Origin of the sequence: Cupriavidus sp. UBA2010, from assembly GCF_002335265.1 — a bacterium.
In the GTDB taxonomy this organism is placed as follows: domain Bacteria; phylum Pseudomonadota; class Gammaproteobacteria; order Burkholderiales; family Burkholderiaceae; genus Cupriavidus; species Cupriavidus metallidurans.
The window spans coordinates 277,088-301,396 of sequence record NZ_DDCI01000009.1 but is presented as its reverse complement, the minus strand read 5'-3'; the positions used below and the strand labels follow the sequence as shown (position 1 = coordinate 301,396).

Here is a 24,309-nt window from a genome sequence, read left to right as displayed (position 1 = left end):
TTCCTTGCTTTGGTGCCTATCACTTGGTGCCTATCACGCCAGTGATCGTCAGCGTCAGGAGCACCAACATGCCGATGATCATTGCGAAAGCGTAATGGTAGATATAACCGGACTGCAGGTAGCGGCTGGCCGCAGCGAACGACGCCACCACGCGGGCCGAACCATTGACGAACAGGCCGTCGATGAAGCTCTGGTCACCACCCTTCCACAGGCCAGTACCCAGCAGGCGCGCGCCGCGAGCGAAAACCGCCTCGTTGATCGCGTCCATGTAGTACTTGTTGTCCAGCAGCTTGTAGAGACCGGAGAAACGTTGCTTGATCGCTGCGGGGATGTCCGGGCGCTTCATGTAGAAGAACCACGACAGCACCACACCTGCGATGGCCAGCCACAGCACCGGCGTCGTCAGCGAGTGAATCGCCATCGGCACCCAGCCATGGAACGCTTCCTTCAGCTCTTCCATCGCATGATGGTTCTCGCCGACGAAGATCACGTCCTTGAAGGCCACGCCATGCTTGAAGAACTCGCCGAACAGCATCGGCTCGATGGCGATGGCGCCAACGATCACCGACGGGATAGCCAGCAGCACCAGCGGCAGCGTCACGACCCACGGGGACTCGTGCGGCTTCTGGCCCGGGGCCAGGCCGTGGTGATGATCGTGCGAGACTTCCTCGTCATGGTGATTGCCATGGTGGTCGTCGGCCTTGCCGAAGCGCTCTTCACCGTGGAACACCAGGAAGTACATGCGGAACGAATAGAAGGCAGTCACGAACACACCGGCCAGCACCGCGAAGTACGCGAAGCCCGAGCCAGCGATATGCGATTCGGCCACGGCCTCGATGATCGAGTCCTTCGAGTAGAAGCCCGCGAAGAACGGCGTGCCGATCAGGGCCAGCGAACCGACCAACGACGTGATCCACGTGATCGGCATGTACTTGCGCAGGCCGCCCATGTTGCGGATGTCCTGGTCATGGTGCATGCCGATGATCACGGAGCCCGCGGCAAGGAACAGCAGTGCCTTGAAGAACGCGTGGGTCATCAGGTGGAACACGGCCACCGAGTAGGCCGAAGCGCCCAGCGCGACGGTCATGTAACCGAGCTGCGACAGCGTGGAGTACGCCACCACGCGCTTGATGTCGTTCTGGATGATGCCCAGGAAGCCCATGAACAGCGCGGTGATCGCGCCGATGACCAGCACAAACGACAGCGCGGTGTCCGACAGTTCGAACAGCGGCGACATGCGCGCCACCATGAAGATACCGGCGGTCACCATGGTTGCCGCGTGAATCAGTGCCGAGATCGGGGTCGGGCCTTCCATCGAGTCAGGCAGCCAGACGTGCAGCGGGAACTGCGCCGACTTGCCCATCGCGCCGATGAACAGGCAGATGCAGGCCACGGTGATCATCATCCAGTCGGTGCCGGGGAAGATCACGGTTGCCAGCTGCTCGCGGGTAGCGAAGACATCCGTGTAGTTCATGCTGCCGCTGTATGCCAGCAGCAGGCCGATACCGAGAATGAAGCCAAAGTCACCCACACGGTTGACCAGGAACGCCTTCAGGTTCGCGAAGATCGCCGTCGGGCGGGTGTACCAGAAGCCGATCAGCAGGTACGACACCAGGCCCACCGCTTCCCAGCCGAAGAACAGCTGCAGGAAGTTGTTGCTCATCACCAGCATCAGCATCGAGAAGGTGAAGAGCGAGATGTAGGCGAAGAATCGGTTGTAGCCGGGGTCCCCTTCCATGTAACCGACGGTGTAGATGTGCACCATCAGCGAGACGAAGGTCACGACCACCATCATCATCGCGGTCAGGGAGTCGACCAGGAAGCCGACCTCCATCTTCAGGCTGCCGATCGTCATCCACTCGTACACGGTGGCGTTGTAGCCCGCGCCGTTGAGCACGTCGAGCAACACCATCACCGACAGGACGAAAGCGATGGCAACGCCGAGAATCGTTGCCGAATGCGCCACGATCCGGCCGCCGCGCGACTCCGAGGAAAACGTGCCGAAGAACTTGGTACCGAACAGACCAGCTATCGCGGCGCCGGCGAGCGGCGCCAGCGGAATCGCCAGCAGCAGGTTGGGGTTGAGCGTGGTTGCCATAGGACGCTTATTGGTGTGCGATCGGGGAGCAGTCTTGGTTCAATGTGGATGCGGTCATGAATCAGCCCTTGAGGGTATCCATGTCGTCCACGTTGATCGTGTCCAGGTTACGGAACAGCACAACCAGGATTGCCAGACCAATTGCCGACTCGGCGGCGGCCACCGTGAGGATGAAGAAAACGAAAACCTGACCAGCCAGGTCGCCCATGTAGTGCGAGAAGGCGACGAAGTTCATGTTCACCGCAAGCAGCAGCAGTTCGAGCGCCATCAGCAGCACGATCACGTTCTTGCGGTTCAGGAAGATGCCAACGATGCTGATCGCAAACAGGATCGCACCGAGGACGAGGAAGTGGGCGAGAGAGAGCACAGCGGTTTCTCCGGGCTTTAGTTCTTGTTGGCGGCTGCCGCGGCATCCGCTTCGGCCCGGCCCTCGGCCGGCAGTTTCACCAGACGCACGCGCTCGTCTCGGCGCACACGGAGCTGGGCGCCAATGTCCTGGGCCTTCACGTCCTTGCGGCGACGCAGCGTCAGCGCAACGGCGGCGATGATGGCCACCAGCAGGATGATGCCGGCCACTTCGAACGCGTAGATGTAGTCCGTGTAGATCAGCTTGCCCAGCGCGGCGGTATTCGAATAGTTCGGATCCTGCGCGCCTGCGGGCAGCACGGCGTTGGTCGTGCCGATGAAGTTGCGCACAAGCACAATCGCCATTTCGGCGATGATCAGCGCGCCAATGATCGAGGCCATCGGCACGTAGGTCCAGAAGTCGCGCCGCAAATGCTCGATGTCGATGTCGATCATCATCACGACGAACAGGAACAGCACCATCACGGCGCCGACGTACACGAGCAGGAGCAGGATGGCGAGGAATTCGGCCTTCAGGATCATCCAGATCGCTGCGGCGGTGAAGAACGCCAGGACGAGGAACAGTGCGGAATGCACCGGGTTCTTTGCCGTGATGACTTTCAGTGCGGACAGCACCAGCACCAACGCAAAGACATAGAAGATGGTGGTCGTGAGTTCCATGGTCCCTATCGGATCCTCTTTGGGCCGCTTGCACACAGGCCCCTTTTCGGGGTGGCCACGCGTGCTCGCGGCATCCTTCTGTTGGCCCCTTGCGGGACCGATTCAATTTCGCTTTCGGGAGCCGGCGCCTCAAGCGCCCTGCTCCCGCCCTGCGTCGATACGCTTAACGGTACTTCGCGTCCGCAGCCTTGGCCGCGGCGATCTGCGGCTCGTAGCGGTCGCCCACGGCCAGCAGCATGTCCTTGGTGAAGTACAGGTCACCGCGCTTTTCGCCGTGATACTCGAGAATGTGCGTCTCGACGATCGCGTCAACCGGGCAAGCTTCTTCGCAGAAGCCGCAGAAAATGCACTTGGTCAGGTCGATGTCGTAGCGCGTGGTGCGGCGGGTGCCGTCGTTACGCACGTCCGATTCGATCGAGATGGCCAATGCCGGGCACACCGCTTCGCACAGCTTGCAGGCGATGCAACGCTCTTCCCCATTGGGATAGCGGCGCAGTGCGTGCAGGCCGCGGAAACGCGGCGACATCGGCGTCTTCTCTTCCGGGAACTGGACAGTGATCTTGCGCGCGAAGAGATAGCGGCCGGTCAAAGCCATACCCTTGAAGAGTTCCTTCAGGAGCAGGCTGTTGAAGAAGTCCTTGATGGCGAGCAGCATGACGATTGCTTCCTAAGTATTTCCGCGCGGCGCGCCCTGCCCCTGGCAGTCACGCACCATCGCCTGGCCTCTTAGTGCCAGATGTTCCACGGCGACTTGATCCAGATCGCCACAATGATCAGCCAAGCCACGGTCAGCGGAATGAAGATCTTCCAGCCCAGACGCATGATCTGGTCATAGCGGTAACGCGGGAACGAAGCGCGAATCCAGATGAAAACCGACAGCAGCAGGAATACCTTGATCACCAGCCAGAAGAAGCCCGGGATCGCATTGGTCAGCGCGCTCGAGAACGGCGGTGCCCAGCCACCGAGGAACATCAGCGAGGTCATCGTCGAGATGATGATCATGTTGATGTACTCGGCCAGGAAGAACAGCGCGAACGTCATGCCCGAGTATTCGATCATGTGGCCGGCCACGATTTCCGATTCGCCTTCCACCACGTCGAACGGGTGGCGGTTGGTTTCAGCCACGCCCGAGATGAAGTACACGCCGAACATCGGCAGCAGCGGCAGCCAGTTCCACGACAGCAGGTTCAGGCCCATGTTGGCGAAGTAGCCGGTGTTCTGGGCGTTCACGATGTGCGACAGGTTCAGGCTGCCCGACACCATCAGCACGGTCACCAGAGCGAAGCCCATGGCGATTTCGTACGACACCATCTGCGCCGCGGCACGCATCGCACCGATGAACGCATACTTCGAGTTCGAGGCCCAGCCAGCCAGAATCACGCCATAGACGCCCACCGAGCTGATGGCCATCACATACAGCAGACCGGCGTTGATATCGGCCATCACCACTTCGGCCTGGAACGGAATCACCGCCCAGACAGCCACCGCGGGCATCAGCACCATCAGCGGAGCCACCAGGTACATGCCCCGGTTGATCTGCGATGGGAACATGACTTCCTTGAGCAGCAGCTTCAGCACGTCGGCGATCGGCTGCAGCAGGCCCAGCGGACCCACGCGGTTCGGGCCGATACGCACGTGCATCCAGCCGATCAGCTTGCGCTCCCACAGAATCAGGTAGGCCACGCACAGCAGCACCGGCACCACGATGAGCACCGCGCGGATGAGGATCCACAGCGGCGTCCAGTACATGCCGAAGATGTCGTGACCTTGCGAGGTAATCCAGTCGATCATGTTGCTTTCTCGCTCTTCTTATGCGGTGGCCGTCGCGGCCGCGTTGTTGCCGGCCGGCAGGTCGATGGCTTTCTCAACGGTGACATTGCCGAACAGCGCACCCAGCGTCACGGCAGCCTCTGTGGCGGCCGGCACGCGCACGGTGTTTGCCGGCAGCGTCGCTTCGAGAGCGGCCGGCAGCACCACGCTGGCACCATCCTGCATCACACGCACCGGATCGCCAGCCTGCACGCCCAGCTTGGCGAACAGATCCGACGACAGCGACACCTGCATCGCACGGCGCGCGGCGGCGGTAAGCTGCAGCGAGTCGGCACGGCGCACGATCGGGTCGGCGTGGTAAATCGGCACATCGGCGATACGCTCGACACCGTTGGCGGCAGCAGCCGTCACGCGGATCGGAGCATCGGTCGAGTTGTTCAGTTGCTCGGCGACCGGGCGAGCCAGCGCGGCATCGCGCACGGCTTCAGCCGTGTCGAAGTCGAAGCCCGGCACTTCCAGCAGGTTGCCCAGCACGCGCAGCACCTTCCAGCCCGGACGCGACTCACCCAGCGCGCGTACCACGCCGTTGAAGCTCTGCGCCTTGCCTTCGGCATTGACGAACGTACCTGCGGTTTCGGTGAACGGCGCGACCGGCAGGATCACGTCTGCGTATTGCAGCGCGGCTTCCGAACGGAACGGCGACAGCACCACAACCGTGCCGGCCTGGTTCAGCGCGGCCAGTGCCTTGCGGCCATCGGCGGCGTCGAACTCGGGCTCGGCGTTCAACACGATGTACGCGCGGCGCGGCGCATCGAGCATGGCCTGTGCGTTGGCACCGCCTTGCTGCGGCAGGGCGCCAGCAACATAACCACCGACCGTGTTGGCGGCCTCGGTCAGGAAGCCCAGCGTCGCGCCCGTTTCCGAGGCGATCCACTGCGCCAGAGCGTGCAGCGACGAGAACTGCGGGTGACGGACGGCTTCGTTGCCGAGGAACACCGCACGGCGCTCGCCCGACAGCAGCATATCGGCCACGGCCTTCGCGGCATCGCCACCGTCGAATCCTTCGGTACCGGCCGGAGCGGTCACGCCCTTGGCGGCGGCCACGGCACGGGCCACGCCGGCCAGTGCGGCGGTCCAGCCCGACGGGGCAGCATTGATACGCGCGGCGATCGGCATCAGCAGGTCTTCACCGCCCGCGCCAATCACGGCCACACGTGTACCCTTTTTCACGGCTTGACGCAGACGCGACGCCAGCAGCGGATGATCCTTGCGCAGCGACGAACCGATCACCAGCGCGCGTTGCAGCGTGCTGACGTCGGCCACCGGCATGCCGAGCCACGGCGCGCCCTTTAGTGCGGCCGAGAAATCGGATTGACGCAGGCGGAAGTCGACATTGTCGCTGCCCAGGCCACGGACGAGCTTGCCCAGCAGGAACAGCTCCTCCAGCGTGCTGTGCGGGCTGGCCAGCGCAGCAATCTGGTCGACGCCGTGATCGCGCTTGATGCTTGCCAGACCATTGGCTACGTATTCGAGCGCGGTCTGCCAGTCCGTTTCCATCCATTCGCCACCCTGCTTGAGCATCGGGCGGGTCAGACGGTCGGCGCTGTTCAGGCCTTCGTAGGCGAAGCGGTCCTTATCGGAGATCCAGCATTCGTTGATGTCCTCGTTCTCCAGCGGCACCACGCGCATCACGCGCTGGTTCTTGGTCTGGACCACGAGGTTGGCGCCCAGGCCGTCGTGCGGCGACACCGACTTGCGGCGTGCCAGTTCCCACGTACGGGCCGAGTAGCGGAACGGCTTGCTGGTCAGCGCGCCGACCGGGCACAGGTCGATCATGTTGCCGGACAGTTCCGAATCCACGGTCTGGCCGACGAACGTCGTGATTTCCGAGTGCTCGCCGCGGTTCAGCATGCCCAGCTCCATCACGCCGGCCACTTCCTGGCCGAAGCGCACGCAGCGAGTGCAGTGGATGCAGCGGGTCATCTCTTCCATGGAGATCAGCGGGCCCACATTCTTGTGGAACACCACACGCTTCTCTTCCTTGTAGCGCGACTCCGAACCACCGTAGCCCACCGCCAGATCCTGGAGCTGGCATTCGCCGCCCTGATCGCAGATCGGGCAGTCGAGCGGGTGGTTGATCAGCAGGAATTCCATCACCGATTTCTGAGCCTTCACAGCCTTCTCAGAATTGGTGAAAACCTTCATGCCTGGCGTCACCGGGGTGGCGCAGGCGGGCAGCGCCTTGGGCGCTTTTTCCACTTCAACCAGGCACATGCGGCAATTCGCCGCGATGGACAGTTTGCGGTGGTAGCAGAAGTGCGGGATGTACGTGCCCAGCTTCTGGGCCGCTTCCATCACGAGGCTGCCTTCCGCAACCTCTACCTTCTTGCCGTCGATCTCGAGTTCAACCATGTTCTGCCACGCTTCAGGAATAGGCCGGGACCATGCACTGCTTGTGTTCGACGTGATACTCGAACTCCTTCCAGTAGTGCTTGAGCATGCCGCGTACCGGCATCGCCGCTGCATCGCCGAGTGCGCAGATAGTGCGACCCATGATGTTTTCCGCGACGTTGTTGAGCAGGTCCAGATCTTCCTGGCGGCCTTCTCCGTGTTCAATGCGATTCACCATGCGATAGAGCCAGCCTGTGCCTTCACGGCACGGCGTGCACTGGCCGCACGATTCTTCAAAGTAGAAATACGACAGGCGCAGGAGCGAACGCACCATGCAGCGTGTTTCGTCCATCACGATCACGGCGCCCGAGCCCAGCATCGAGCCGGCCTTGGCGATCGAGTCGTAATCCATGTCCGATGCCATCATCAGGTCGCCCGGCACCACCGGGGCGGAGGAACCGCCCGGAATGACCGCCTTGATCTTCTTGCCACCGCGCATGCCGCCTGCGAGTTCCAGCAGCGTTGCGAACGGCGTACCCAGCGGGATCTCGTAGTTGCCCGGACGCTCGACATCGCCCGACACCGAGAAGATCTTGCTGCCGCCGTTGTTCGGCTTGCCCATCTTCAGGTAGTTCTCGGGGCCGACTTCCAGCAGGAACGGCACCGCGGCGAACGTTTCCGTATTGTTGATGGTGGTCGGCTTGCCGTACAGACCGAAGCTGGCCGGGAAAGGCGGCTTGAAGCGCGGTTGGCCTTTCTTGCCTTCCAGCGACTCCAGCAGCGCGGTTTCCTCGCCGCAGATGTATGCGCCGTAACCATGGTGGGCGTGCAACTGGAAGTTGAAGCCCGAACCCAGGATGTTGTCGCCGAGGAAGCCGGCGCGGCGCGCTTCTTCGAGGGCTTCCTCGAAGATTTTGTATTCATTCCAGATTTCGCCGTGGATGTAGTTGTAACCCACGGTGATGCCCATCGCGTACGCGCCGATGGCCATGCCTTCGATCAGCGCGTGCGGGTTGTAGCGAATAATGTCGCGATCCTTGAACGTGCCCGGCTCGCCTTCATCGGTATTGCAGACGAGGTACTTCTGACCCGGGAACGCACGCGGCATGAAGCTCCACTTCAGGCCGGTGGGGAAGCCCGCACCGCCACGGCCGCGCAGACCCGACGCCTTGACGTCGGCGATCACCTGCTCGGGCGTTACCTTTTCCTCGAGAATGCGTCGGAGCTGCTTGTAGCCGCCACGCTTCACGTAGTCTTCGAGGTGCCAGTTCTTGCCGTCCAGGCCAGCCAGGATCAGCGGCTTGATATGACGGTCATGCAGAGAGGTCATGTTACTTGTCCCCCTTGGCGGCGGCTTCGGACTTGAGCTCTTCGACCAGTGCGTCGATCTTCTGCTCGCTCATGAAGCTGCACATGCGGGTGTTGTTGACGATCATCACCGGTGCGTCGCCGCACGCGCCCATGCACTCGCCCTCTTTCAGGGTGAAACAGCCGTCGGCGGTGGTCTCGTTATAGTCGATCCCGAGCTTGCGCTTCAGGTATTCGCCAGCCCGCTCGCCGCCCGACAGCGCGCACGGCAGGTTGGTACAGACGGCGAGCTTGTGCTTGCCCACCGGCTTGGTGTCATACATGTTGTAGAACGTGGCCACCTCTTCCACCCACACGGGCGGCATTTCGAGGTAGCTGGCGACGAACTGCATGACTTCGGGGGAAACCCAGCCCACCTCGCCCTGTGCCACGGCGAGTGCCGCCATCACGGCCGACTGCTTCTGGTCGGCCGGATACTTCGCGATCGCGCGATCGATTTCCTTGAGAGCTTCTGCTGATAGCATGGTCATTGCAGTAATACGGCGAAGCCGCGCGGGGCTCCGCTAGTTTGCAGCCGTCGCTGCCATGTTCTGCCGGCCCGGACGCCCCTTCGCGTCCTTGCCGATCCGTTGCAGGCATTGCCTGCCGCCACCGTTACAGCCGGGGCCGGCCGAACACACCCGGAACGTCGTCCGGGCAACGGCCTGTGACGGGATACTCGTCTTCCGGTATCCCTTAGCGGTCGATCTCGCCGAACACGATGTCCTGTGTACCGATGATCGTGACCGCATCCGCAATCATGTGTCCCTTGGCCATTTCGTCGAGCGCGGCCAGGTGGGCAAAGCCCGGGGCACGGATCTTCAGACGGTACGGCTTGTTCGCGCCATCCGAAATCGCATAGATGCCGAACTCGCCCTTCGGGTGCTCCACCGCGGCGTAGGCTTCGCCTGCCGGCACGTGGATACCTTCGGTGAAGAGCTTGAAGTGGTGAATCAGCTCTTCCATGTTCGACTTCATGTCCACACGCGACGGCGGCGCCACCTTGTGATTCTCGGTGATCACCGGACCCGGGTTGCGACGCAGCCAGTCAATGCACTGCTTGATAATGCGGTTCGACTGGCGCATTTCTTCCACACGCACCAGGTAACGCGAATAGCAGTCGCCCGCCGTACCCACGGGGATGTCGAAGTCCATCTTGTCGTAGACCTCGTACGGCTGCTTCTTGCGCAGATCCCACTCGATGCCCGAGCCACGCAGCATCGGACCGGTGAAACCCATCTGCAGCGCACGCTCCGGTGTGACCACACCAATATCGACCAGACGTTGCTTCCAGATACGGTTATCGGTCAGCAGCGTCTCGTACTCATCGACATAGGTCGGGAAACGGTTCGTGAAGTCCTCGATAAAGTCCAGCAGCGAGCCCGAACGGGCTTCGTTCATGACCTTGATGGCCTTCTCGTTGTGGACTTTCGACGCGCGATATTGCGGCATCGTGTCAGGCAGATCGCGGTAGACGCCGCCCGGACGGTAGTAGGCCGCGTGCATACGCGCGCCCGACACCGCCTCGTACATGTCGAACATGTCCTCACGCTCACGGAACGCGTAGAGGAACACCGCCATCGCACCCACGTCCAGCGCGTGCGAGCCGATCCACATCAGGTGGTTCAGCAGACGGGTGATTTCGTCGAACATTACGCGGATGTACTGGGCGCGAATCGGTACCTCGAGGCCCAGCAGGCGCTCGATCGCCATCACGTACGCGTGTTCGTTGACCATCATCGACACGTAGTCGAGACGATCCATGTAGGGGACGTTTTGAATCCAGGTCTTCTGCTCGGCCAGCTTTTCGGTGGCACGGTGCAGCAGGCCGATATGGGGGTCGGCGCGCTGGATGACTTCGCCGTCCAGTTCAAGCACCAGACGCAGCACGCCGTGCGCTGCAGGGTGTTGGGGGCCGAAGTTGAGGGTGTAGTTCTTGATATCTGCCATGACGCGATCTCAGTGCTGCGTGCCGCCGTAGTTTTCCTCGCGAATCACGCGCGGCGTGACTTCGCGCGGCTCGATCGTCACCGGCTGGTAGATGACCCGCTTCTGTTCCGGGTCGTAGCGCATTTCGACGTAGCCCGAGACTGGGAAATCCTTGCGGAACGGGTGGCCGACGAAACCGTAGTCGGTCAGGATACGGCGCAGATCCGGATGGCCTTCGAACACGATGCCGTAGAAATCGAACGCTTCGCGCTCGAACCAGTTCACCGAGTTCCAGACGTTGATGACCGACGGCAGCACCGGGAAATCATCGTCCGGCGCGAATACGCGCAGACGCAGACGCCAGTTGTGCGTTACCGACAGCAGTTGGGAGACAGCGGCAAAACGCAAGCCATCCCAGGCGCCTTCGGCGTAGTCGGAATAGTCCACGCCGCACAGGTCGAGTAGCTGTTCAAAACGCAACGAGGGATCGTCACGCAGCAGACGCGCGACTTCGAGATAGTCGGCGGCCTTGACGATCAGCGTCAGTTCGCCGGTGGCCTCGATCAGGTTCTGCACGCGCTTGCCGAGGACCTTTTCGAGCGCAGCCTTGAGGGTATCCAGGTTCGCCATATCAGCCCTTGCGCGCGATGGTGTTGGTACGCTTGATCTTGTTCTGGAGCTGGATCACGCCGTAGATCAGCGCTTCCGCCGTCGGCGGGCAGCCCGGAACATAGATGTCGACCGGCACGATGCGGTCGCAGCCACGCACCACCGAATACGAGTAGTGATAGTAGCCGCCGCCGTTGGCGCACGATCCCATCGAGATCACCCAGCGCGGTTCGGCCATCTGGTCGTACACCTTGCGCAGAGCGGGGGCCATCTTGTTGCACAGCGTGCCTGCCACGATCATCACGTCGGACTGACGCGGCGACGGGCGGAAAATCACGCCGAAACGGTCCATGTCGTAACGCGCGGCGCCGGCGTGCATCATTTCCACTGCACAGCAGGCCAGACCGAACGTCATGGGCCACAGGGAACCCGTACGGGTCCAGTTGATCAGCTTGTCAGCGGTCGTCGTGACAAAGCCTTCGTTGAGAACGCCTTCGATTGCCATTTCACATCACTCCCAATCGAGCGCGCCCTTTTTCCAGATGTAGACGAAGCCCACGATGAATTCCAGCAGAAACACGCCCATGGCGATGAATCCCGGCCAACCGATGTCCTTGAGGGCGACGCCCCACGGAAACAGGAAGGCAGTTTCGAGATCGAACAGGATAAACAGGATGGCGATGAGGTAGTAGCGCACGTCGAACTTCATGCGCGCATCCTCGAACGCTTCGAAGCCGCACTCGTACGGCGACAGCTTCGCTGCGTCAGGCTTGTAGGGACCGAGAATTCGACCGATGGCCATCAGTGCCACACCGAGCACGACGCCAAAGACGATGAAGATGAGGACGGGGAAGTAGGCTTCGAGAGTCAAGATGCGGCCAGCCTTATCTGGAATGTTGTCAACAGCACCAGCTATAGCGGCGTCCTGTTGCCCACCCCAAGCGCCATCCCGTCATAGCTACGGCGCCGCCTTGCGGACTGCCGGAGGACATGCCGACGCATCTTGAGATGCGTAACACGAACTCCGATCAAGTTGTTTGGTGCCGACGGCGAGACTCGAACTCGCACAGCTTTCGCCACTACCCCCTCAAGATAGCGTGTCTACCAATTTCACCACGTCGGCTGGGGGAGAAACAATATTGCCTTGCGCTGGGTTTTTATACCCTCTGGAACGTCTGCCGAGGAGTCTGTCCTTCGGCTTTCGCCCCGTCGCTGGGGAATCGTTTCAAGCCCTGCATTCTAACTAGGATTCCCGATTTGTTCAATGCACAACTGCAAATAAAATCAGGAATCCGTGGACACACTGTTCAATTATTGCAATTACTTCGGCACGGCCGGACCCGCCGGGGCGGAGGCCGATGCTGCAGCTGCGGCAGGTGCGGAAGCAGGTGCCGCAGCGGCCGGCGCCGACTGCTGCGCCGCGCCCATCACGCCCAGGGATGCCGAGGGCTTGTAGTTGCCCAGCAGCGTCAGACCCAGGGTGCAGCAGAAGAACAGTGCCGCCAGAACGGCCGTGGTACGTGACAGGAAGTTCGCCGATCCGGTAGCGCCGAACAGACTGCCAGAGGCGCCCGATCCGAACGCCGCACCGACATCGGCACCCTTGCCGTGCTGCAGCAGAACAAGACCAATCACGCCAAGCGCGGACAGGACCTGCACGATTACCAACAAAGTCTTGAAGATTGCCATTTGGTTAAAGTCGTTTCGAACTTGCCTGATCAGACAGTCGCGTACGGCATTCAGGCGTTGCCGATCGCGAGGAAATCATCCGCTTTCAGGGAGGCGCCACCAATAAGCCCCCCGTCAATATCGGACATGGAAAACAATTCAGCCGCATTGTCGGGCTTGACGCTGCCACCATACAGAATGGCCATGCGTGCCGCGACACCGACATCCTTCGCCGCGACCCGCGCACGCAGCGCTGCGTGAACTTCCTGGGCCTGCGCGCTCGTGGCCGTCTTGCCCGTGCCGATCGCCCAGACAGGCTCATAGGCCAGGACAATGCGACCAAGCTGCTCGATAGACAAAGCATCGAGAACAGCCTGCAACTGACGGCCAACCACGGCTTCGGTCTGAGCGGCTTCGCGCTCAGCCAGCGTCTCGCCAACACAGACCACTGGAACAATGTCGAATTCCAACGCGCGCAGTGCCTTGGCAGCCACTACCGCGTCAGTTTCACCATGGTAGGTACGGCGCTCGGAATGGCCGACGAGCGCATAGCCGCAACCAAACTCACCCAGCATCGAGGCAGCCACTTCGCCGGTGAAGGCACCACGGGCCTCGGCCGACACATCCTGAGCACCCCAGGCAACCTGGGAACCGGACAACAGCGTCTGGCACTGGGCAAGATAGGGGAACGGCGCGCAGACCGCCAGCTTCGCGCGTGCAGGTGCAGCCTTGATACCCTCAAGCAGCGCCGCGTTGGCGGCCAGGCTGCCATGCATCTTCCAATTGCCGATGACCAGCTTTTGTCTCACAAGGGCCCCCTCTTTAAATCAAACCGGCTATTGTAGCGTGGTCAGAAGGGGGCCGCCAGCGTGCGCAGGCAATCCCGGACCGCAAGCGATCACGGGACCACAGCAAGAAGCATGGCTTACCAGGTCAGTACGATCTTGCCGATATGCTCGCTCGACTCCATGAGGCGATGCGCATCGGCGGCCTGTGCTGCGGGAAACACCTTGTGAATCACCGGCTTGATCTTGCCCGATGCCAGCAACGGCCAGACGTTCTGATGCAGCGCCTGCGCGATGGCGCCCTTGAACGAAGCCGGACGCGGGCGCAGCGTGGAACCGGTGACGGTAATGCGTCGACGCAGGATATCGCCAAGGGGGATTTCCGCCTTGCCGCCACCAAGCAGCGCGATGATCACGATGCGGCCGTCATCGGCGATGCACGACAGTTCACGCGCGAGATACGACCCCGCCACCATGTCGAGGATCACGTCGACGCCCTTCCCTTCGGTCAGCGCCTTCACTTCGGCCACGAAGTCCTCGGTCTTGTAGTTGATCGCGCGATCGGCGCCGAGCGCCTCACACGCCTTGCACTTGTCATCGCTGCCGGCCGTCACGAAGACCTTGAAGCCAAGTGCCTTGGCAATCTGGATTGCCGTGGTACCGATGCCGCTCGATCCCCCCTGGATCAGCAGCGTTTCAGCCGCACCACGCGGACCCTTGCCAAGCTGCCCACGATCGAACACGTTGCTCCACACCGTGAAGAATGTCTCGGGTAGCGCAGCCGCTTCGATATCGGTGAGGCCCTCGGGTACGGGCAGGCATTGCTCGATCGGCGCCGTGCACAGTTCGGCGTAACCACCGCCCTGCACCAGCGCACAGACGCGGTCGCCAGCCTTCAGGCGGAAGCGATTGGCGGGATGCGAAAGGTCTCCACCAACGACCACACCCGCGACCTCGAGCCCCGGGAGATCCGACGCACCGGGCGGCACCGGATAGTTGCCGGTGCGCTGGAACACATCGGGACGGTTGATGCCAGCAGCCGCCACACGAATCAGGATTTCACCGGCCTTCGGCTCCGGATCGGGACGCTGCGTTTCCTGCAGAACTTCGGGAGCGCCGTATTCACGGATCTCGATGGCTTTCATGATGACTCCTCATTAATGTCTTGGATTGCATCGCGCGCGATGGCGTTGCTGACGCACGTGTCGCAGGCGAACCGGATGGCGAACTGACCGGCAGTGTAAACAAAAAAGCGGCTGGACATCGCCAGCCGCTTTCATGGGTGCTACGCGGTGACCGCGTTCGCCGTCAGCTTACTGCTGCTGATCGGGCGATGCCGGGGCGGCAGGTGCCGCGGCCGGTGCATCGCCTTGCGCGATCGGGCTGATGCTGCCGCCCTCTTCGGCCAGCGCAGCCTTCAGGGACAGACGCAGACGACCCTTTTCATCGGCCTGGATCAGCTTGACGCGAACCTGTTGGCCTTCCTTGAGCCAGTCCTTGATGTCCTTGACGCGCTCGTTGACGATCTCGGAGATATGCAGCAGACCGTCCTTGCCCGGCAGGATGTTGACGATGGCGCCAAAGTCCAGCAGCTTCAGCACGGTACCGGCGTAGATCTTGCCAACTTCGGCTTCCGCGGTGATGCCTTCGATGCGGCGCTTGGCTTCGGCCATGCCGTCGGTCGACGTCGACGCGATCGTGATCGTGCCGTCTTCCTGGATGTCGATGGTCGTGCCGGTTTCCTTGGTCAGTGCCTGGATCGTCGAGCCGCCCTTGCCGATCACTTCGCGGATCTTATCCGGATGGATCTTCATCGTGATCATGCGCGGAGCGTGCGCCGACAGCTCGGTGCGAGCGTGACCCATCGCGCCTTGCATCGCGCCGAGGATGTGCATGCGGCCTTCGCGGGCCTGAGCCAGCGCCACCTGCATGATTTCCTTGGTGATGCCCTGGACCTTGATGTCCATCTGCAGCGCGGTGATGCCCGCGTCGGTACCGGCCACCTTGAAGTCCATGTCGCCGAGGTGATCCTCGTCACCGAGGATGTCGGTCAGCACGGCAAACTTGTTGCCCTCCAGGATCAGGCCCATGGCCACGCCGGCCACGTGCGCCTTCACCGGAACGCCAGCATCCATCAGCGCCAGGCAGCCGCCGCAGACCGAAGCCATCGACGACGAACCGTTCGATTCGGTGATTTCCGACACCAGACGGATCGTGTACGCGAACTCGTCGTCCTTCGGCAGCACCGGGATCAGCGCGCGCTTGGCCAGACGGCCGTGACCGATTTCACGGCGCTTCGGGCTACCAACGCGACCTGTTTCGCCGGTGGCGAACGGAGGCATGTTGTAGTGGAGCATGAAGCGGTCGCGGTATTCGCCGGCCAGCGCGTCGATGATCTGCTCATCGCTCTTGGTGCCGAGCGTGGCCACCACAAGTGCCTGCGTTTCACCACGGGTGAACAGCGCCGAGCCGTGCGCGCGCGGCAGCACCGACGAACGGATCTCGATCGGGCGCACGGTGCGCGTGTCGCGGCCGTCGATACGCGGCTCGCCAGCCAGGATCTGGCCACGCACGATCTTCGCCTCGAGGTCGAACAGGACGTTGCCCACTTCCACCTTGTCGGCTTCCACGCCGGCCTCGGCCAGTTGGGCCTGCACGGTTGCGTAGATTTCCTTGAGCTTGGTGCTGCGTGCCGACTTCTGACGCAGTTGGTAGGCTTGCTGCAACAGCGGCAGGCCGATCTCGCTGACCTTGGCGATCAGCGCTTCATTCTTCGGAGCCGGAGCCCAGTCCCACTCGGGCTTGCCGCCTTCGCGCACCAGGTCGTGGATCGCGTTGATCGCGATCTGCATTTGCTCGTGACCGTACACCACGGCGCCGAGCATCACGTCTTCCGACAGTTGGTGGGCTTCCGATTCCACCATCAGCACGGCACGTTCGGTACCGGCAACCACCAGGTCCAGATCCGACGTCGCGATTTGCGCGCGGGTCGGGTTCAGCAGGTACTGGCCGTCCTTGTAGCCGACGCGAGCGGCGCCAACCGGACCGTTGAACGGGATGCCCGAAACGGCCAGTGCAGCCGACGAAGCGATCAGCGCGGGGATGTCAGCCGGGATTTCCGGGTTGATCGACAGCACGTGGATCACCACCTGCACGTCGTTGTAGAAACCTTCCGGGAACAGCGGACGCAGCGGACGGTCGATCAGGCGCGAGGTCAGCGTCTCGTTTTCCGACGGACGGCCTTCACGCTTGAAGAAGCCACCGGGGATCTTGCCAGCAGCGTAGGTCTTCTCGATGTAGTCGACGGTCAGCGGGAAGAAGTCCTGACCCGCCTTCGGGCTCTTGGCTGCCACCACGGTGGCCAGCACCACGGTGTCTTCCACGTCGACGATCACGGCGCCAGATGCCTGGCGTGCGATTTCGCCGGTTTCCATGCGGACCGTGTGCTGGCCCCACTGGAATTCCTTGACGATCTTGTTGAACATGGTCATGAGCGTTCCTTGATTTCATGCTTGCCGGCCGCACACATGCACGATCGGCGACGCCTGCGCTCGCAGCGGCAGGCGAACTGCCGGAGGTAATCCGGTCCGCAGTCCCAGGGAAGTGCTATGCCATTCCATCGCGCCACCGTCCGTGAAGGCACGTGGACGATGCAACCCGCGATGGAATGACACAAAACCCCGTTTCCTTGGTGCCGACTCCAGTGTCAATGCGCAAAAATGCGCGATAAAGAGCGAGGTAACTTACTCCGTCGCGCGACTTGGCGCAACGGCGCCGGGCATCAACGCCCGACTTTCGAGTGAAGCGAACATCACTACCAACCCTGGCCCAGCATATCAATCGCTGGACCAGAAAAGCAAAATGCCTGCCTCAGCAGTGCTGACGCAGGCATTGCGGCCTCACGTGAAATCGTGCGCGTGCAACTTCCGCAGGATTCGTGCTGCCATCCGCAGACCTTACTTACGCAGGCCCAGGGCTTCGATCAGGGCGCGGTAACGATCGGCATCGCTGGCCTTGAGGTAGTCCAGCAGGCGACGGCGACGGCTCACCATGCGCAGCAGACCGCGGCGGCTGTGGTGATCCTTCATGTTGGCCTTGAAGTGCGGGGTCAGTTCGTTGATACGGGTCGTCAACAGAGCGACCTGAACTTCGGGGCTACCCGTGTCGTTGGTGCCGCGAGCGAACTTCGCGATGATCTCGGACTTGTTGATATTGGCAGTTGCCATGATGATTTCCTTTCACTTGCGAACGCTGCAGCGCGGGATGCGCCACCTGCGTCGTGCCTGAATGACTTGAGGCATCTGTCGCCATCCAGCTGGGTGGCTTGAGGACGACAGCCGCGCATTATAGCCGAATTCCCGCCCGCGGCGAAGTCTACGGCGGCGCCCGCCTCAATTGCGCGGCGGGCGCTCCATACGGCACGTGGTCGGCAGCGTGGTCTGGGCGGTCTTAAGCTTCTTTATCGTGCGGAATCCGTAGCCGGAGCCTTCATTGTCGAAACGGACATCGCCGCCCTGCTTCGCCATGACCGAGACATAAAGCGGCTGGAGGACCTGGTGGTCGTCCGCCCGCACGGTAGCCTCGTGGAACGCGTTGGTAAAACGCATGTCCTCAAGCGCATAGCCCACGGCCACGGCGTCGGTAGAACCAGCGCGCTCGATCGCCCGCGCCAGCATCTCCACCATCATCTGCATGCGTAGATGCACATAGTCATCCTTGGGGTCCGGATAGCGTGCCCGGAACGACTGGTAGAACGCATCGGATGCCGCCCCGCCTACGTTCGGGTGCCATTCGGCCACGGCCAGCACCCGGCCCACACCCGCGTCACCCATCGCTGCCGGCGCACCGAGCCCATTGCCATAGAACGTGTAGAAGCGCGCATTGAGGCCACCCTCGCGCGCGGCCTTCACCATCAGCGTCAGATCGTTGCCCCAGTTACCGGTGATGACCGCGTCAGCGCCACTCGCCTTGATCTTGGCGATATACGGCGCGAAATCCTTGATCTTGCCGATCGGGTGGAACTCGTCGCCGACAATCTGGATATCCGGACGCTTTGTCGCCAGCATTTCACGCGCCGAACGCGCCACCTGATGGCCGAAGCTGTAGTCCTGGTCGATCAGGTAGACCTTGCGCACCGAACGCTCGCTTCGGATGGCCTCGGTCAACGCCTGCATTCGCATATCCGCGCTGGCGTCGAAACGAAAATGCCAGAAGCTGCAGTTCTCGTTGGTCAGCGAAGGATCAACGGCCGAATAGTTCAGGAACAGCACGCGAGCATCGGGCTGGCGCGCGTTCTGACGGTTGATTGCCCCCACGAGCGCGCTGGCCACGGCCGAACTGTTCCCTTGCAGCACAAACGGAATGCGCTTGTCGACCAGACTGCGGAACTGGATCAGGCTTTCATCGACATTGCCCTTGCTATCGAATGTCACCAGTTCGAACGGATGCGACCCATCGGGCAACTTGACACCGCCGCTCGCGTTGACGCGCTCGATGGCGATACGCAGGTTGCGCACCACAGCCTCGCCTGCGTTGGCAAAGGGGCCGGACAGGCCGTCGATCATGCCCAGGCGAATTGGCGCGCCAGCCTGCGCCTGCGCGGCTGCCGCCGCGCAAAACAGCGCAGCAGCCACCCAGACGCGCAATCTGTTCCCTCGAATCCAGGCCATCGCCCTCCCCAGTTACCCAGCAAAGCGAGCGATGTTAAGGCAGATGCGCCCGGACCGGCAATCTTCATCGATCATCGCCAGATGCCATTAGATCCGCGAAGTTTATTGCGACTAAGCAGACGAATCTGAAAGAAGCAATGCGGCATTCACACGACGCGACTGGTGCGGCTAAACTGCCGCCACTCGCATCCACCATGTGCCAAGCCTGAAGTCATGCCCTCCCGTTATCAGCGTGGCAGTCGCCATCTGCTTTCAATTCTGTGGGCCGTCCTGGCCACCCTCGCGCTGGGCGCCTGCACCGTCCTTGCCCCGGTCGACTCCGGACTCAAGCTCGTCGGCCAGCCGCAGAGCGCCGTGCAGGCCGCATTCGGCAAGCCCACCGACGTCTACAAGCTCGATGACGGGACAACCCGCTGGTTCTATTCGAAGCAGCCGCTCGGCGAGTATTCCTACGCGGCCGATTTCGATCGGGATGGCAAGCTGACGAATTTCCGCCAGATGCTGACGACGACCGAGCTGTACAAGGCAAAGGTCAATGTCTGGACCAAGAAGGACGTGCTCGAACACTTCGGCGCGCCGCGCGAGCCGATCGAGTACTACCCGCGCCTGAAGCAAGAGGCCTGGAGCTACCGCTTCCTCCACGAGGACCAGTGGTACTCGATGTTCAACTTCATGTTCGACGATACGGGTGTGCTGCGCCAGACACTGGTGACACCCGACCCCTTGCGCGACCGCCCTGAGCGCTGACGACAAAACGCCCGCCATCGCGGGATACGCGACTGGCGGGCGTTTCATGATGGCGGGGCCTTGTGAGCCCCGCCAGCGGCATCGCAGGATTCGGGATCAGATCTGCGGGTTGATCTTCTGCACAGCCTTGTCGTGCAGCTTGTTCAGCGCGGCCAGGTAGGCCTTGGCCGATGCGGCGACGATATCCGGGTCGGTACCCACGCCATTGACGATACGGCCCGCCTTCGACAGACGTACCGTGACTTCACCCTGGGCCTGCGTGCCAGCGGTGATCGCGTTCACCGAGTACAGCACCAGTTCGGCACCGCTATTGACCTTGCCTTCGATCGCGTGCAGCGTGGCGTCCACCGGGCCATTGCCTTCAGCTTCGCCGGTCTGCTCGCTGCCATCGATGTTAAACACCACGCGGGCATGGGGGCGCTCACCCGTTTCCGAACGCTGCGACAGCGAGATAAAGCGATAGTGCTCATTGGCGTGCTCTTGCTCTTCATCGGAGACGATCGCCATGATGTCTTCATCGAAGATCTCGGCCTTCTGGTCGGCGAGCTCCTTGAAGCGAGCAAATGCCGCATTGATCTCCGCTTCGCTTTCGAGTTGGACGCCAAGCTCCTGCAGACGCTGCTTGAACGCATTGCGGCCCGAAAGCTTGCCAAGCACGATCTTGTTGGCCGTCCAGCCCACGTCCTCGGCGCGCATGATCTCGTAGGTATCGCGCGCCTTGAGCACGCCGTCCTGGTGAATGCCGGACGCATGGGCAAACGCGTTGGCGCCCACCACGGCCTTGTTCGGCTGCACGACGAAGCCGGTAATCTGCGACACAAGCTTCGAGGCCGGCACGATCTGGGTCGTGTCGATGCCCACATCCATGTTGAAGTAGTCACGGCGCGTCTTCACGGCCATCACCACTTCTTCCAGGCTGGTGTTACCCGCGCGTTCGCCAAGGCCGTTGATCGTGCACTCGATCTGGCGAGCGCCGCCGAGCTTCACGGCAGCCAGGGAGTTCGCCACGGCCATGCCGAGGTCATTGTGGCAATGCACTGACCAGACGGCCTTGTCCGAGTTCGGAATGCGCTCGCGCACCGAGCGGATCAGCTCGGCATAGCCTTCCGGCACGGCATAACCCACGGTGTCGGGCAGGTTGATCGTGGTGGCGCCTTCGGCGATCACGCCTTCGAGCACACGGCACAGGAAGTCCATGTCCGAGCGGCTGCCATCTTCCGGCGAGAACTCGATGTCGTCCGTGAACTGGCGCGCGAAGCGCACGGCCAGACGTGCCTGCTCATAAACCTGGTCCGGTGTCATGCGCAGCTTCTTTTCCATGTGCAGCGCCGAGGTGGCGATGAACGTGTGGATACGGAACGAGTTTGCCGGCTTGAGCGCCTCGGCGGCACGAGCGATGTCCTTGTCGTTGGCACGGGCCAGCGAGCAGATCGTCGAATCCTTGACCACTTGGGCGATCGAGCGGATGGCCTCGAAGTCACCATTGGAGCTTGCCGCAAAACCTGCCTCGATCACGTCGACCTTCAGGCGTTCAAGCTGGCGCGCAATGCGAATCTTCTCTTCGCGGGTCATGGACGCGCCGGGCGACTGTTCGCCGTCACGCAAGGTGGTGTCGAAAATGATGAGTTTGTCAGACATTTTGTGGAGCTCCTGGGCTGTACCCTGTTGTGCCGTGCTGTCCCGATCTCAATCTTGCTGCCGGACAATCGCGTCAGAATGCAAAACGCCCCGGCGTGCAACGATGCAGGCCGGGGCGTTCGAAAGAATCCTGGTGATTCCGCGTTAAGGCGATTGGTGACCCTTAGCGCGCGCGCAACCCGACCTGACGGCCTAGTAGGCCACCTAGAATGGTGCGGGCGATTAGGGTCTGGCGCGAAATCATGTCGGCGACTATATCCGGTTTGGCGCGTGTGTGCAACCGCATCATTCCCGATACCTGCCAGCGACTCACTTCGGCGGAATCCGCAGTTTCTGGCCAGGGTAGATCTTGTCCGGATTCGACAACATCGGCTTGTTGGCCTCGAAGATCTTGTTGTATTCGGCGCCATTGCCGTAGGCAGCCTGGGAGATCGCCCAGAGCGTGTCGCCCTTCACGACGGTGTGCCATTGTGACTCGTCCGATTCGACGTTGACAGACATCTTGTCCTCGACCGAATCCACGCCTTCCACGTTGCCGCAGCACAGAATGATCTTCTCGCGCGTTGCCTGGTCAGCCGCCACGCCAAAGACGGTGACCTTGCCCTGCGAGCCGTCAACCGTGACTGTCAGCCCCGTCGCGGTCAGTCCCATCTGCGCGATATAAGCCTCGATGGCATCGCCAGCCGCGCGGTTGGCCGCATCGACCTTGTCCGTCGACGGATCGGCCACAGCCGCATCCTGGGCCGCCTTGGCCTCTCCCTTGCCGAACAGCTTCTCTCCCGCTTCCTTGATGAAGTCAAACATGCCCATGATGTCCTCCTGAGGGTGGGTGAAACGTACAACGCACAGACTACAGAAAAGCAATGGCGCCCGAAAGCGCCTTTGTTCCTATGTTGGATCAGTTGCCGCCTGAGCCGTTGCCCGGCGCACGCGACTTGTCGACGCCGCCACGCTGACCGTGCAGCGTTCGCCATGCCCACAGCAGGTAACCTGAAATCGCATAGGCGACGAACAGGCCAAACAGTGCCACGGGTGGATCGGAAGAAACGACCACGAACAGCACGAGTACCAGCACCATCATGCCGAACGGCACGCGATAGCGCACATCCAGCGCCTTACCACTGTAGAACGGCGCGTTGGAGACCATCGACAAGCCGGCATAGAGCGTGATGCCGAATGCGACCCACGGCATCCAGAGTTCCTTGACCGGCAGCTTGTTGTCGATCGCCAGCCAGACAAAGCCCGCCACCAACGCCGCAGCAGCCGGGCTTGGCAGCCCCTGGAAGAAGCGCTTGTCGACCACCCCAATATTGGCATTGAAGCGCGCCAGTCGTAGCGCCGCGCAGGTGCAGTAGACAAACGCGGCAATCCAGCCCCACTTGCCCAGGTCATGCAGGATCCACTCATACATGACCAGAGCCGGCGCCACGCCGAACGACGTCATGTCCGACAGCGAATCGTACTGCTCGCCAAACGCGCTCTGTGTGTTCGTGATGCGGGCCACGCGGCCATCCATGCCATCGAGCACCATCGCCGCGAAGATTGCGATGGCTGCCACGTCGAAGCGCATGTTCATCGCCTGCACGATCGCGAAGAAGCCCGCGAACAAGGCAGCGGTGGTAAAGGCGTTGGGCAGCAGATAAATGCCACGACGGCGCGGACGCACGTACTCCAGATCGTGCTCGTCCGGGTCATACGCATTGTCGTTGCGCAACTGGTTGCGGCGAAACGGACGCAGGTGCGTCACGTTACCGTTGTTGACGCGCTTGTTGCGTCGATTGAAGGCACCCATTCAGTGTCCCCTGTAGCAGGCGCGCTTACGCCCGCACATCCAGATCAGCCAGCACGGTCGCCGACGCCGAGACTTTCTCGCCAATCGTCACGCGCGGACGGGCATCCACGGGCAGGTACACATCCACCCGCGAACCGAAACGGATAAAGCCGTAGCGCTGACCACGCGATAGCATGTCGCCCACGTTGATGTAGCACAGGATACGGCGCGCTACCAGGCCAGCCACCTGCACCAGCGTCACCACCTGGCCATCCGACGCACGGCGGATCACGACGGCATTGCGCTCGTTCTCCACCGATGCCTTGTCGAGATCGGCATTGACGAACTTGCCGGGAAAGTACTCGAGCTTCTCCACCTTGCCATCGAGCGACGAGCGGTTCGAGTGCACGTTGAACACATTCATGAACACGCTGATCTTCAGTGCCTCGCGGCCCGCGTACGGGTCCTGCGTTTTCTCGACCACGACAATGCGGCCATCGGCAGGCGCCAGGATTGCGTTTGGCGCCGATGGAATCGGCCGAGGCGGATCGCGAAAGAACTGAAGCACGAACAGCGTGACGATCCACAGCGGCAGCGCGCCCCAGAAGCCCGCGCTGATATGCACCAGCAGCGAGACAATGAATGCGCCGGCCAGGAATGGCCAGCCTTCACGGGCGATCAGCGGATGAGGATAATTCATGCAGAAGATGTTCGGTGGTTTGCGCGGGCAGGAGGCGCCGCGACTGAAAGATAGGGATAAAGATCAGGCCTGGGCCTGAAAAGCCCGACAAGGATAGCAAAAAGCCGCCCGGCCCCCGCCAAAATGTCTCCTGCAACACAGGATCTGGCGGAAAGCCCGGC

At 61.9% G+C, this 24,309-nt stretch carries 23 protein-coding genes and 1 tRNA gene; 1 reads left to right on the top strand and 23 read right to left on the bottom strand.

Annotated elements, in window-relative coordinates:
• Positions 1 to 19: 19 nt before the first annotated feature.
• The 19 genes from nuoL to B2246_RS04685 form a co-directional block, all read right to left on the bottom strand.
• Entirely contained in the window at positions 20 to 2,098 is a 2,079-nt protein-coding gene (gene nuoL / locus B2246_RS04775; RefSeq protein WP_008643359.1) for an NADH-quinone oxidoreductase subunit L, read from the bottom strand.
• Between the two features lie 61 nt (positions 2,099 to 2,159).
• Entirely contained in the window at positions 2,160 to 2,465 is a 306-nt protein-coding gene (gene nuoK / locus B2246_RS04770) for an NADH-quinone oxidoreductase subunit NuoK (RefSeq protein ID WP_008643358.1), read from the bottom strand.
• Positions 2,466 to 2,482: 17 nt separating this feature from the next.
• The gene (locus tag B2246_RS04765) at positions 2,483 to 3,124 is read right to left on the bottom strand and encodes an NADH-quinone oxidoreductase subunit J (RefSeq protein ID WP_008643357.1); all 642 of its coding nucleotides are present in this window, start codon (positions 3,122 to 3,124) and stop codon (positions 2,483 to 2,485) included.
• 163 nt (positions 3,125 to 3,287) lie between these two features.
• On the bottom strand, positions 3,288 to 3,779 hold the full coding sequence (gene nuoI / locus B2246_RS04760) for an NADH-quinone oxidoreductase subunit NuoI (RefSeq protein WP_008643353.1): 492 nt from the start codon (positions 3,777 to 3,779) through the stop codon (positions 3,288 to 3,290).
• 71 nt (positions 3,780 to 3,850) lie between these two features.
• Positions 3,851 to 4,915: an NADH-quinone oxidoreductase subunit NuoH gene (nuoH, locus tag B2246_RS04755; protein ID WP_008643351.1), complete on the bottom strand. Its 1,065-nt coding sequence runs from the start codon at positions 4,913 to 4,915 to the stop codon at positions 3,851 to 3,853.
• A gap of 18 nt (positions 4,916 to 4,933) precedes the next feature.
• Positions 4,934 to 7,306, bottom strand: a complete 2,373-nt coding sequence (nuoG, locus tag B2246_RS04750; protein WP_008643349.1) for an NADH-quinone oxidoreductase subunit NuoG — start codon at positions 7,304 to 7,306, stop codon at positions 4,934 to 4,936.
• A gap of 13 nt (positions 7,307 to 7,319) precedes the next feature.
• A complete protein-coding gene (nuoF, locus tag B2246_RS04745; RefSeq protein WP_008643347.1) occupies positions 7,320 to 8,615 on the bottom strand; it encodes an NADH-quinone oxidoreductase subunit NuoF in 1,296 nt (431 codons plus the stop codon).
• 1 nt (position 8,616) lies between these two features.
• On the bottom strand, positions 8,617 to 9,117 hold the full coding sequence (gene nuoE / locus B2246_RS04740) for an NADH-quinone oxidoreductase subunit NuoE (RefSeq protein ID WP_008643345.1): 501 nt from the start codon (positions 9,115 to 9,117) through the stop codon (positions 8,617 to 8,619).
• Between the two features lie 211 nt (positions 9,118 to 9,328).
• Positions 9,329 to 10,582: an NADH-quinone oxidoreductase subunit D gene (locus B2246_RS04735; RefSeq protein ID WP_008643344.1), complete on the bottom strand. Its 1,254-nt coding sequence runs from the start codon at positions 10,580 to 10,582 to the stop codon at positions 9,329 to 9,331.
• A gap of 9 nt (positions 10,583 to 10,591) precedes the next feature.
• Positions 10,592 to 11,191, bottom strand: coding sequence for an NADH-quinone oxidoreductase subunit C (locus B2246_RS04730; RefSeq protein ID WP_008643343.1), 600 nt, complete (start codon positions 11,189 to 11,191; stop codon positions 10,592 to 10,594).
• 1 nt (position 11,192) lies between these two features.
• Positions 11,193 to 11,675, bottom strand: a complete 483-nt coding sequence (locus tag B2246_RS04725; protein WP_008643342.1) for a NuoB/complex I 20 kDa subunit family protein — start codon at positions 11,673 to 11,675, stop codon at positions 11,193 to 11,195.
• 6 nt (positions 11,676 to 11,681) lie between these two features.
• The gene (locus B2246_RS04720) at positions 11,682 to 12,041 is read right to left on the bottom strand and encodes an NADH-quinone oxidoreductase subunit A (RefSeq protein WP_008643341.1); all 360 of its coding nucleotides are present in this window, start codon (positions 12,039 to 12,041) and stop codon (positions 11,682 to 11,684) included.
• 167 nt (positions 12,042 to 12,208) lie between these two features.
• Positions 12,209 to 12,293, bottom strand: a tRNA-Leu gene (locus B2246_RS04715).
• A gap of 197 nt (positions 12,294 to 12,490) precedes the next feature.
• Entirely contained in the window at positions 12,491 to 12,859 is a 369-nt protein-coding gene (secG, locus tag B2246_RS04710) for a preprotein translocase subunit SecG (RefSeq protein WP_008643340.1), read from the bottom strand.
• A 50-nt stretch (positions 12,860 to 12,909) separates the two neighbouring features.
• Complete coding sequence (gene tpiA / locus B2246_RS04705; RefSeq protein WP_035881724.1) at positions 12,910 to 13,647, bottom strand: triose-phosphate isomerase; 738 nt, start codon at positions 13,645 to 13,647, stop codon at positions 12,910 to 12,912.
• Between the two features lie 116 nt (positions 13,648 to 13,763).
• The gene (locus tag B2246_RS04700) at positions 13,764 to 14,768 is read right to left on the bottom strand and encodes an NAD(P)H-quinone oxidoreductase (protein ID WP_286879883.1); all 1,005 of its coding nucleotides are present in this window, start codon (positions 14,766 to 14,768) and stop codon (positions 13,764 to 13,766) included.
• A 168-nt stretch (positions 14,769 to 14,936) separates the two neighbouring features.
• Positions 14,937 to 17,114, bottom strand: a complete 2,178-nt coding sequence (gene pnp / locus B2246_RS04695) for a polyribonucleotide nucleotidyltransferase (protein ID WP_035881723.1) — start codon at positions 17,112 to 17,114, stop codon at positions 14,937 to 14,939.
• Positions 17,115 to 17,579: 465 nt separating this feature from the next.
• Positions 17,580 to 17,849: a 30S ribosomal protein S15 gene (gene rpsO, locus B2246_RS04690; protein ID WP_008643336.1), complete on the bottom strand. Its 270-nt coding sequence runs from the start codon at positions 17,847 to 17,849 to the stop codon at positions 17,580 to 17,582.
• Positions 17,850 to 18,014: 165 nt separating this feature from the next.
• Complete coding sequence (locus tag B2246_RS04685; RefSeq protein WP_040010914.1) at positions 18,015 to 19,292, bottom strand: branched-chain amino acid ABC transporter substrate-binding protein; 1,278 nt, start codon at positions 19,290 to 19,292, stop codon at positions 18,015 to 18,017.
• Positions 19,293 to 19,505: 213 nt separating this feature from the next.
• Between B2246_RS04685 and B2246_RS04680 the strand changes: the two genes are divergently transcribed.
• Positions 19,506 to 20,039 carry a hypothetical protein gene (locus B2246_RS04680; RefSeq protein WP_008643334.1) on the top strand — a complete coding sequence of 178 codons (534 nt, stop codon included), beginning with the start codon at positions 19,506 to 19,508 and terminating at the stop codon, positions 20,037 to 20,039.
• A 96-nt stretch (positions 20,040 to 20,135) separates the two neighbouring features.
• Here the strand turns inward: B2246_RS04680 and B2246_RS04675 are convergent, their stop codons facing one another.
• The 4 genes from B2246_RS04675 to B2246_RS04660 form a co-directional block, all read right to left on the bottom strand.
• Positions 20,136 to 21,677, bottom strand: coding sequence for a 2-isopropylmalate synthase (locus B2246_RS04675; RefSeq protein ID WP_008643333.1), 1,542 nt, complete (start codon positions 21,675 to 21,677; stop codon positions 20,136 to 20,138).
• A gap of 309 nt (positions 21,678 to 21,986) precedes the next feature.
• Positions 21,987 to 22,487, bottom strand: coding sequence for a peptidoglycan-binding protein LysM (gene lysM / locus B2246_RS04670; RefSeq protein WP_008643332.1), 501 nt, complete (start codon positions 22,485 to 22,487; stop codon positions 21,987 to 21,989).
• A gap of 88 nt (positions 22,488 to 22,575) precedes the next feature.
• Positions 22,576 to 23,469, bottom strand: coding sequence for a CDP-diacylglycerol--serine O-phosphatidyltransferase (gene pssA / locus B2246_RS04665; protein ID WP_008643331.1), 894 nt, complete (start codon positions 23,467 to 23,469; stop codon positions 22,576 to 22,578).
• Positions 23,470 to 23,494: 25 nt separating this feature from the next.
• The gene (locus tag B2246_RS04660) at positions 23,495 to 24,148 is read right to left on the bottom strand and encodes a phosphatidylserine decarboxylase (protein WP_008643330.1); all 654 of its coding nucleotides are present in this window, start codon (positions 24,146 to 24,148) and stop codon (positions 23,495 to 23,497) included.
• Positions 24,149 to 24,309 lie beyond the last annotated feature (161 nt).

What these genes read in the sequence shown, in the direction of transcription:
- nuoL (WP_008643359.1), bottom strand. Translation starts at nt 2,098, where the DNA reads ATGGCAACCACGCTCAACCCCAACCTGCTGCTGGCGATTCCGCTGGCG.
- B2246_RS04765 (WP_008643357.1), bottom strand. Translation starts at nt 3,124, where the DNA reads ATGGAACTCACGACCACCATCTTCTATGTCTTTGCGTTGGTGCTGGTG.
- nuoI (WP_008643353.1), bottom strand. Translation starts at nt 3,779, where the DNA reads ATGCTGCTCGCCATCAAGGACTTCTTCAACAGCCTGCTCCTGAAGGAA.
- nuoH (WP_008643351.1), bottom strand. Translation starts at nt 4,915, where the DNA reads ATGATCGACTGGATTACCTCGCAAGGTCACGACATCTTCGGCATGTAC.
- nuoG (WP_008643349.1), bottom strand. Translation starts at nt 7,306, where the DNA reads ATGGTTGAACTCGAGATCGACGGCAAGAAGGTAGAGGTTGCGGAAGGC.
- nuoF (WP_008643347.1), bottom strand. Translation starts at nt 8,615, where the DNA reads ATGACCTCTCTGCATGACCGTCATATCAAGCCGCTGATCCTGGCTGGC.
- nuoE (WP_008643345.1), bottom strand. Translation starts at nt 9,117, where the DNA reads ATGCTATCAGCAGAAGCTCTCAAGGAAATCGATCGCGCGATCGCGAAG.
- B2246_RS04735 (WP_008643344.1), bottom strand. Translation starts at nt 10,582, where the DNA reads ATGGCAGATATCAAGAACTACACCCTCAACTTCGGCCCCCAACACCCT.
- B2246_RS04730 (WP_008643343.1), bottom strand. Translation starts at nt 11,191, where the DNA reads ATGGCGAACCTGGATACCCTCAAGGCTGCGCTCGAAAAGGTCCTCGGC.
- B2246_RS04725 (WP_008643342.1), bottom strand. Translation starts at nt 11,675, where the DNA reads ATGGCAATCGAAGGCGTTCTCAACGAAGGCTTTGTCACGACGACCGCT.
- secG (WP_008643340.1), bottom strand. Translation starts at nt 12,859, where the DNA reads ATGGCAATCTTCAAGACTTTGTTGGTAATCGTGCAGGTCCTGTCCGCG.
- B2246_RS04700 (WP_286879883.1), bottom strand. Translation starts at nt 14,768, where the DNA reads ATGAAAGCCATCGAGATCCGTGAATACGGCGCTCCCGAAGTTCTGCAG.
- pnp (WP_035881723.1), bottom strand. Translation starts at nt 17,114, where the DNA reads ATGACCATGTTCAACAAGATCGTCAAGGAATTCCAGTGGGGCCAGCAC.
- rpsO (WP_008643336.1), bottom strand. Translation starts at nt 17,849, where the DNA reads ATGGCAACTGCCAATATCAACAAGTCCGAGATCATCGCGAAGTTCGCT.
- B2246_RS04685 (WP_040010914.1), bottom strand. Translation starts at nt 19,292, where the DNA reads ATGGCCTGGATTCGAGGGAACAGATTGCGCGTCTGGGTGGCTGCTGCG.
- B2246_RS04680 (WP_008643334.1), top strand. Translation starts at nt 19,506, where the DNA reads ATGCCCTCCCGTTATCAGCGTGGCAGTCGCCATCTGCTTTCAATTCTG.
- B2246_RS04675 (WP_008643333.1), bottom strand. Translation starts at nt 21,677, where the DNA reads ATGTCTGACAAACTCATCATTTTCGACACCACCTTGCGTGACGGCGAA.
- lysM (WP_008643332.1), bottom strand. Translation starts at nt 22,487, where the DNA reads ATGGGCATGTTTGACTTCATCAAGGAAGCGGGAGAGAAGCTGTTCGGC.
- pssA (WP_008643331.1), bottom strand. Translation starts at nt 23,469, where the DNA reads ATGGGTGCCTTCAATCGACGCAACAAGCGCGTCAACAACGGTAACGTG.
- B2246_RS04660 (WP_008643330.1), bottom strand. Translation starts at nt 24,148, where the DNA reads ATGAATTATCCTCATCCGCTGATCGCCCGTGAAGGCTGGCCATTCCTG.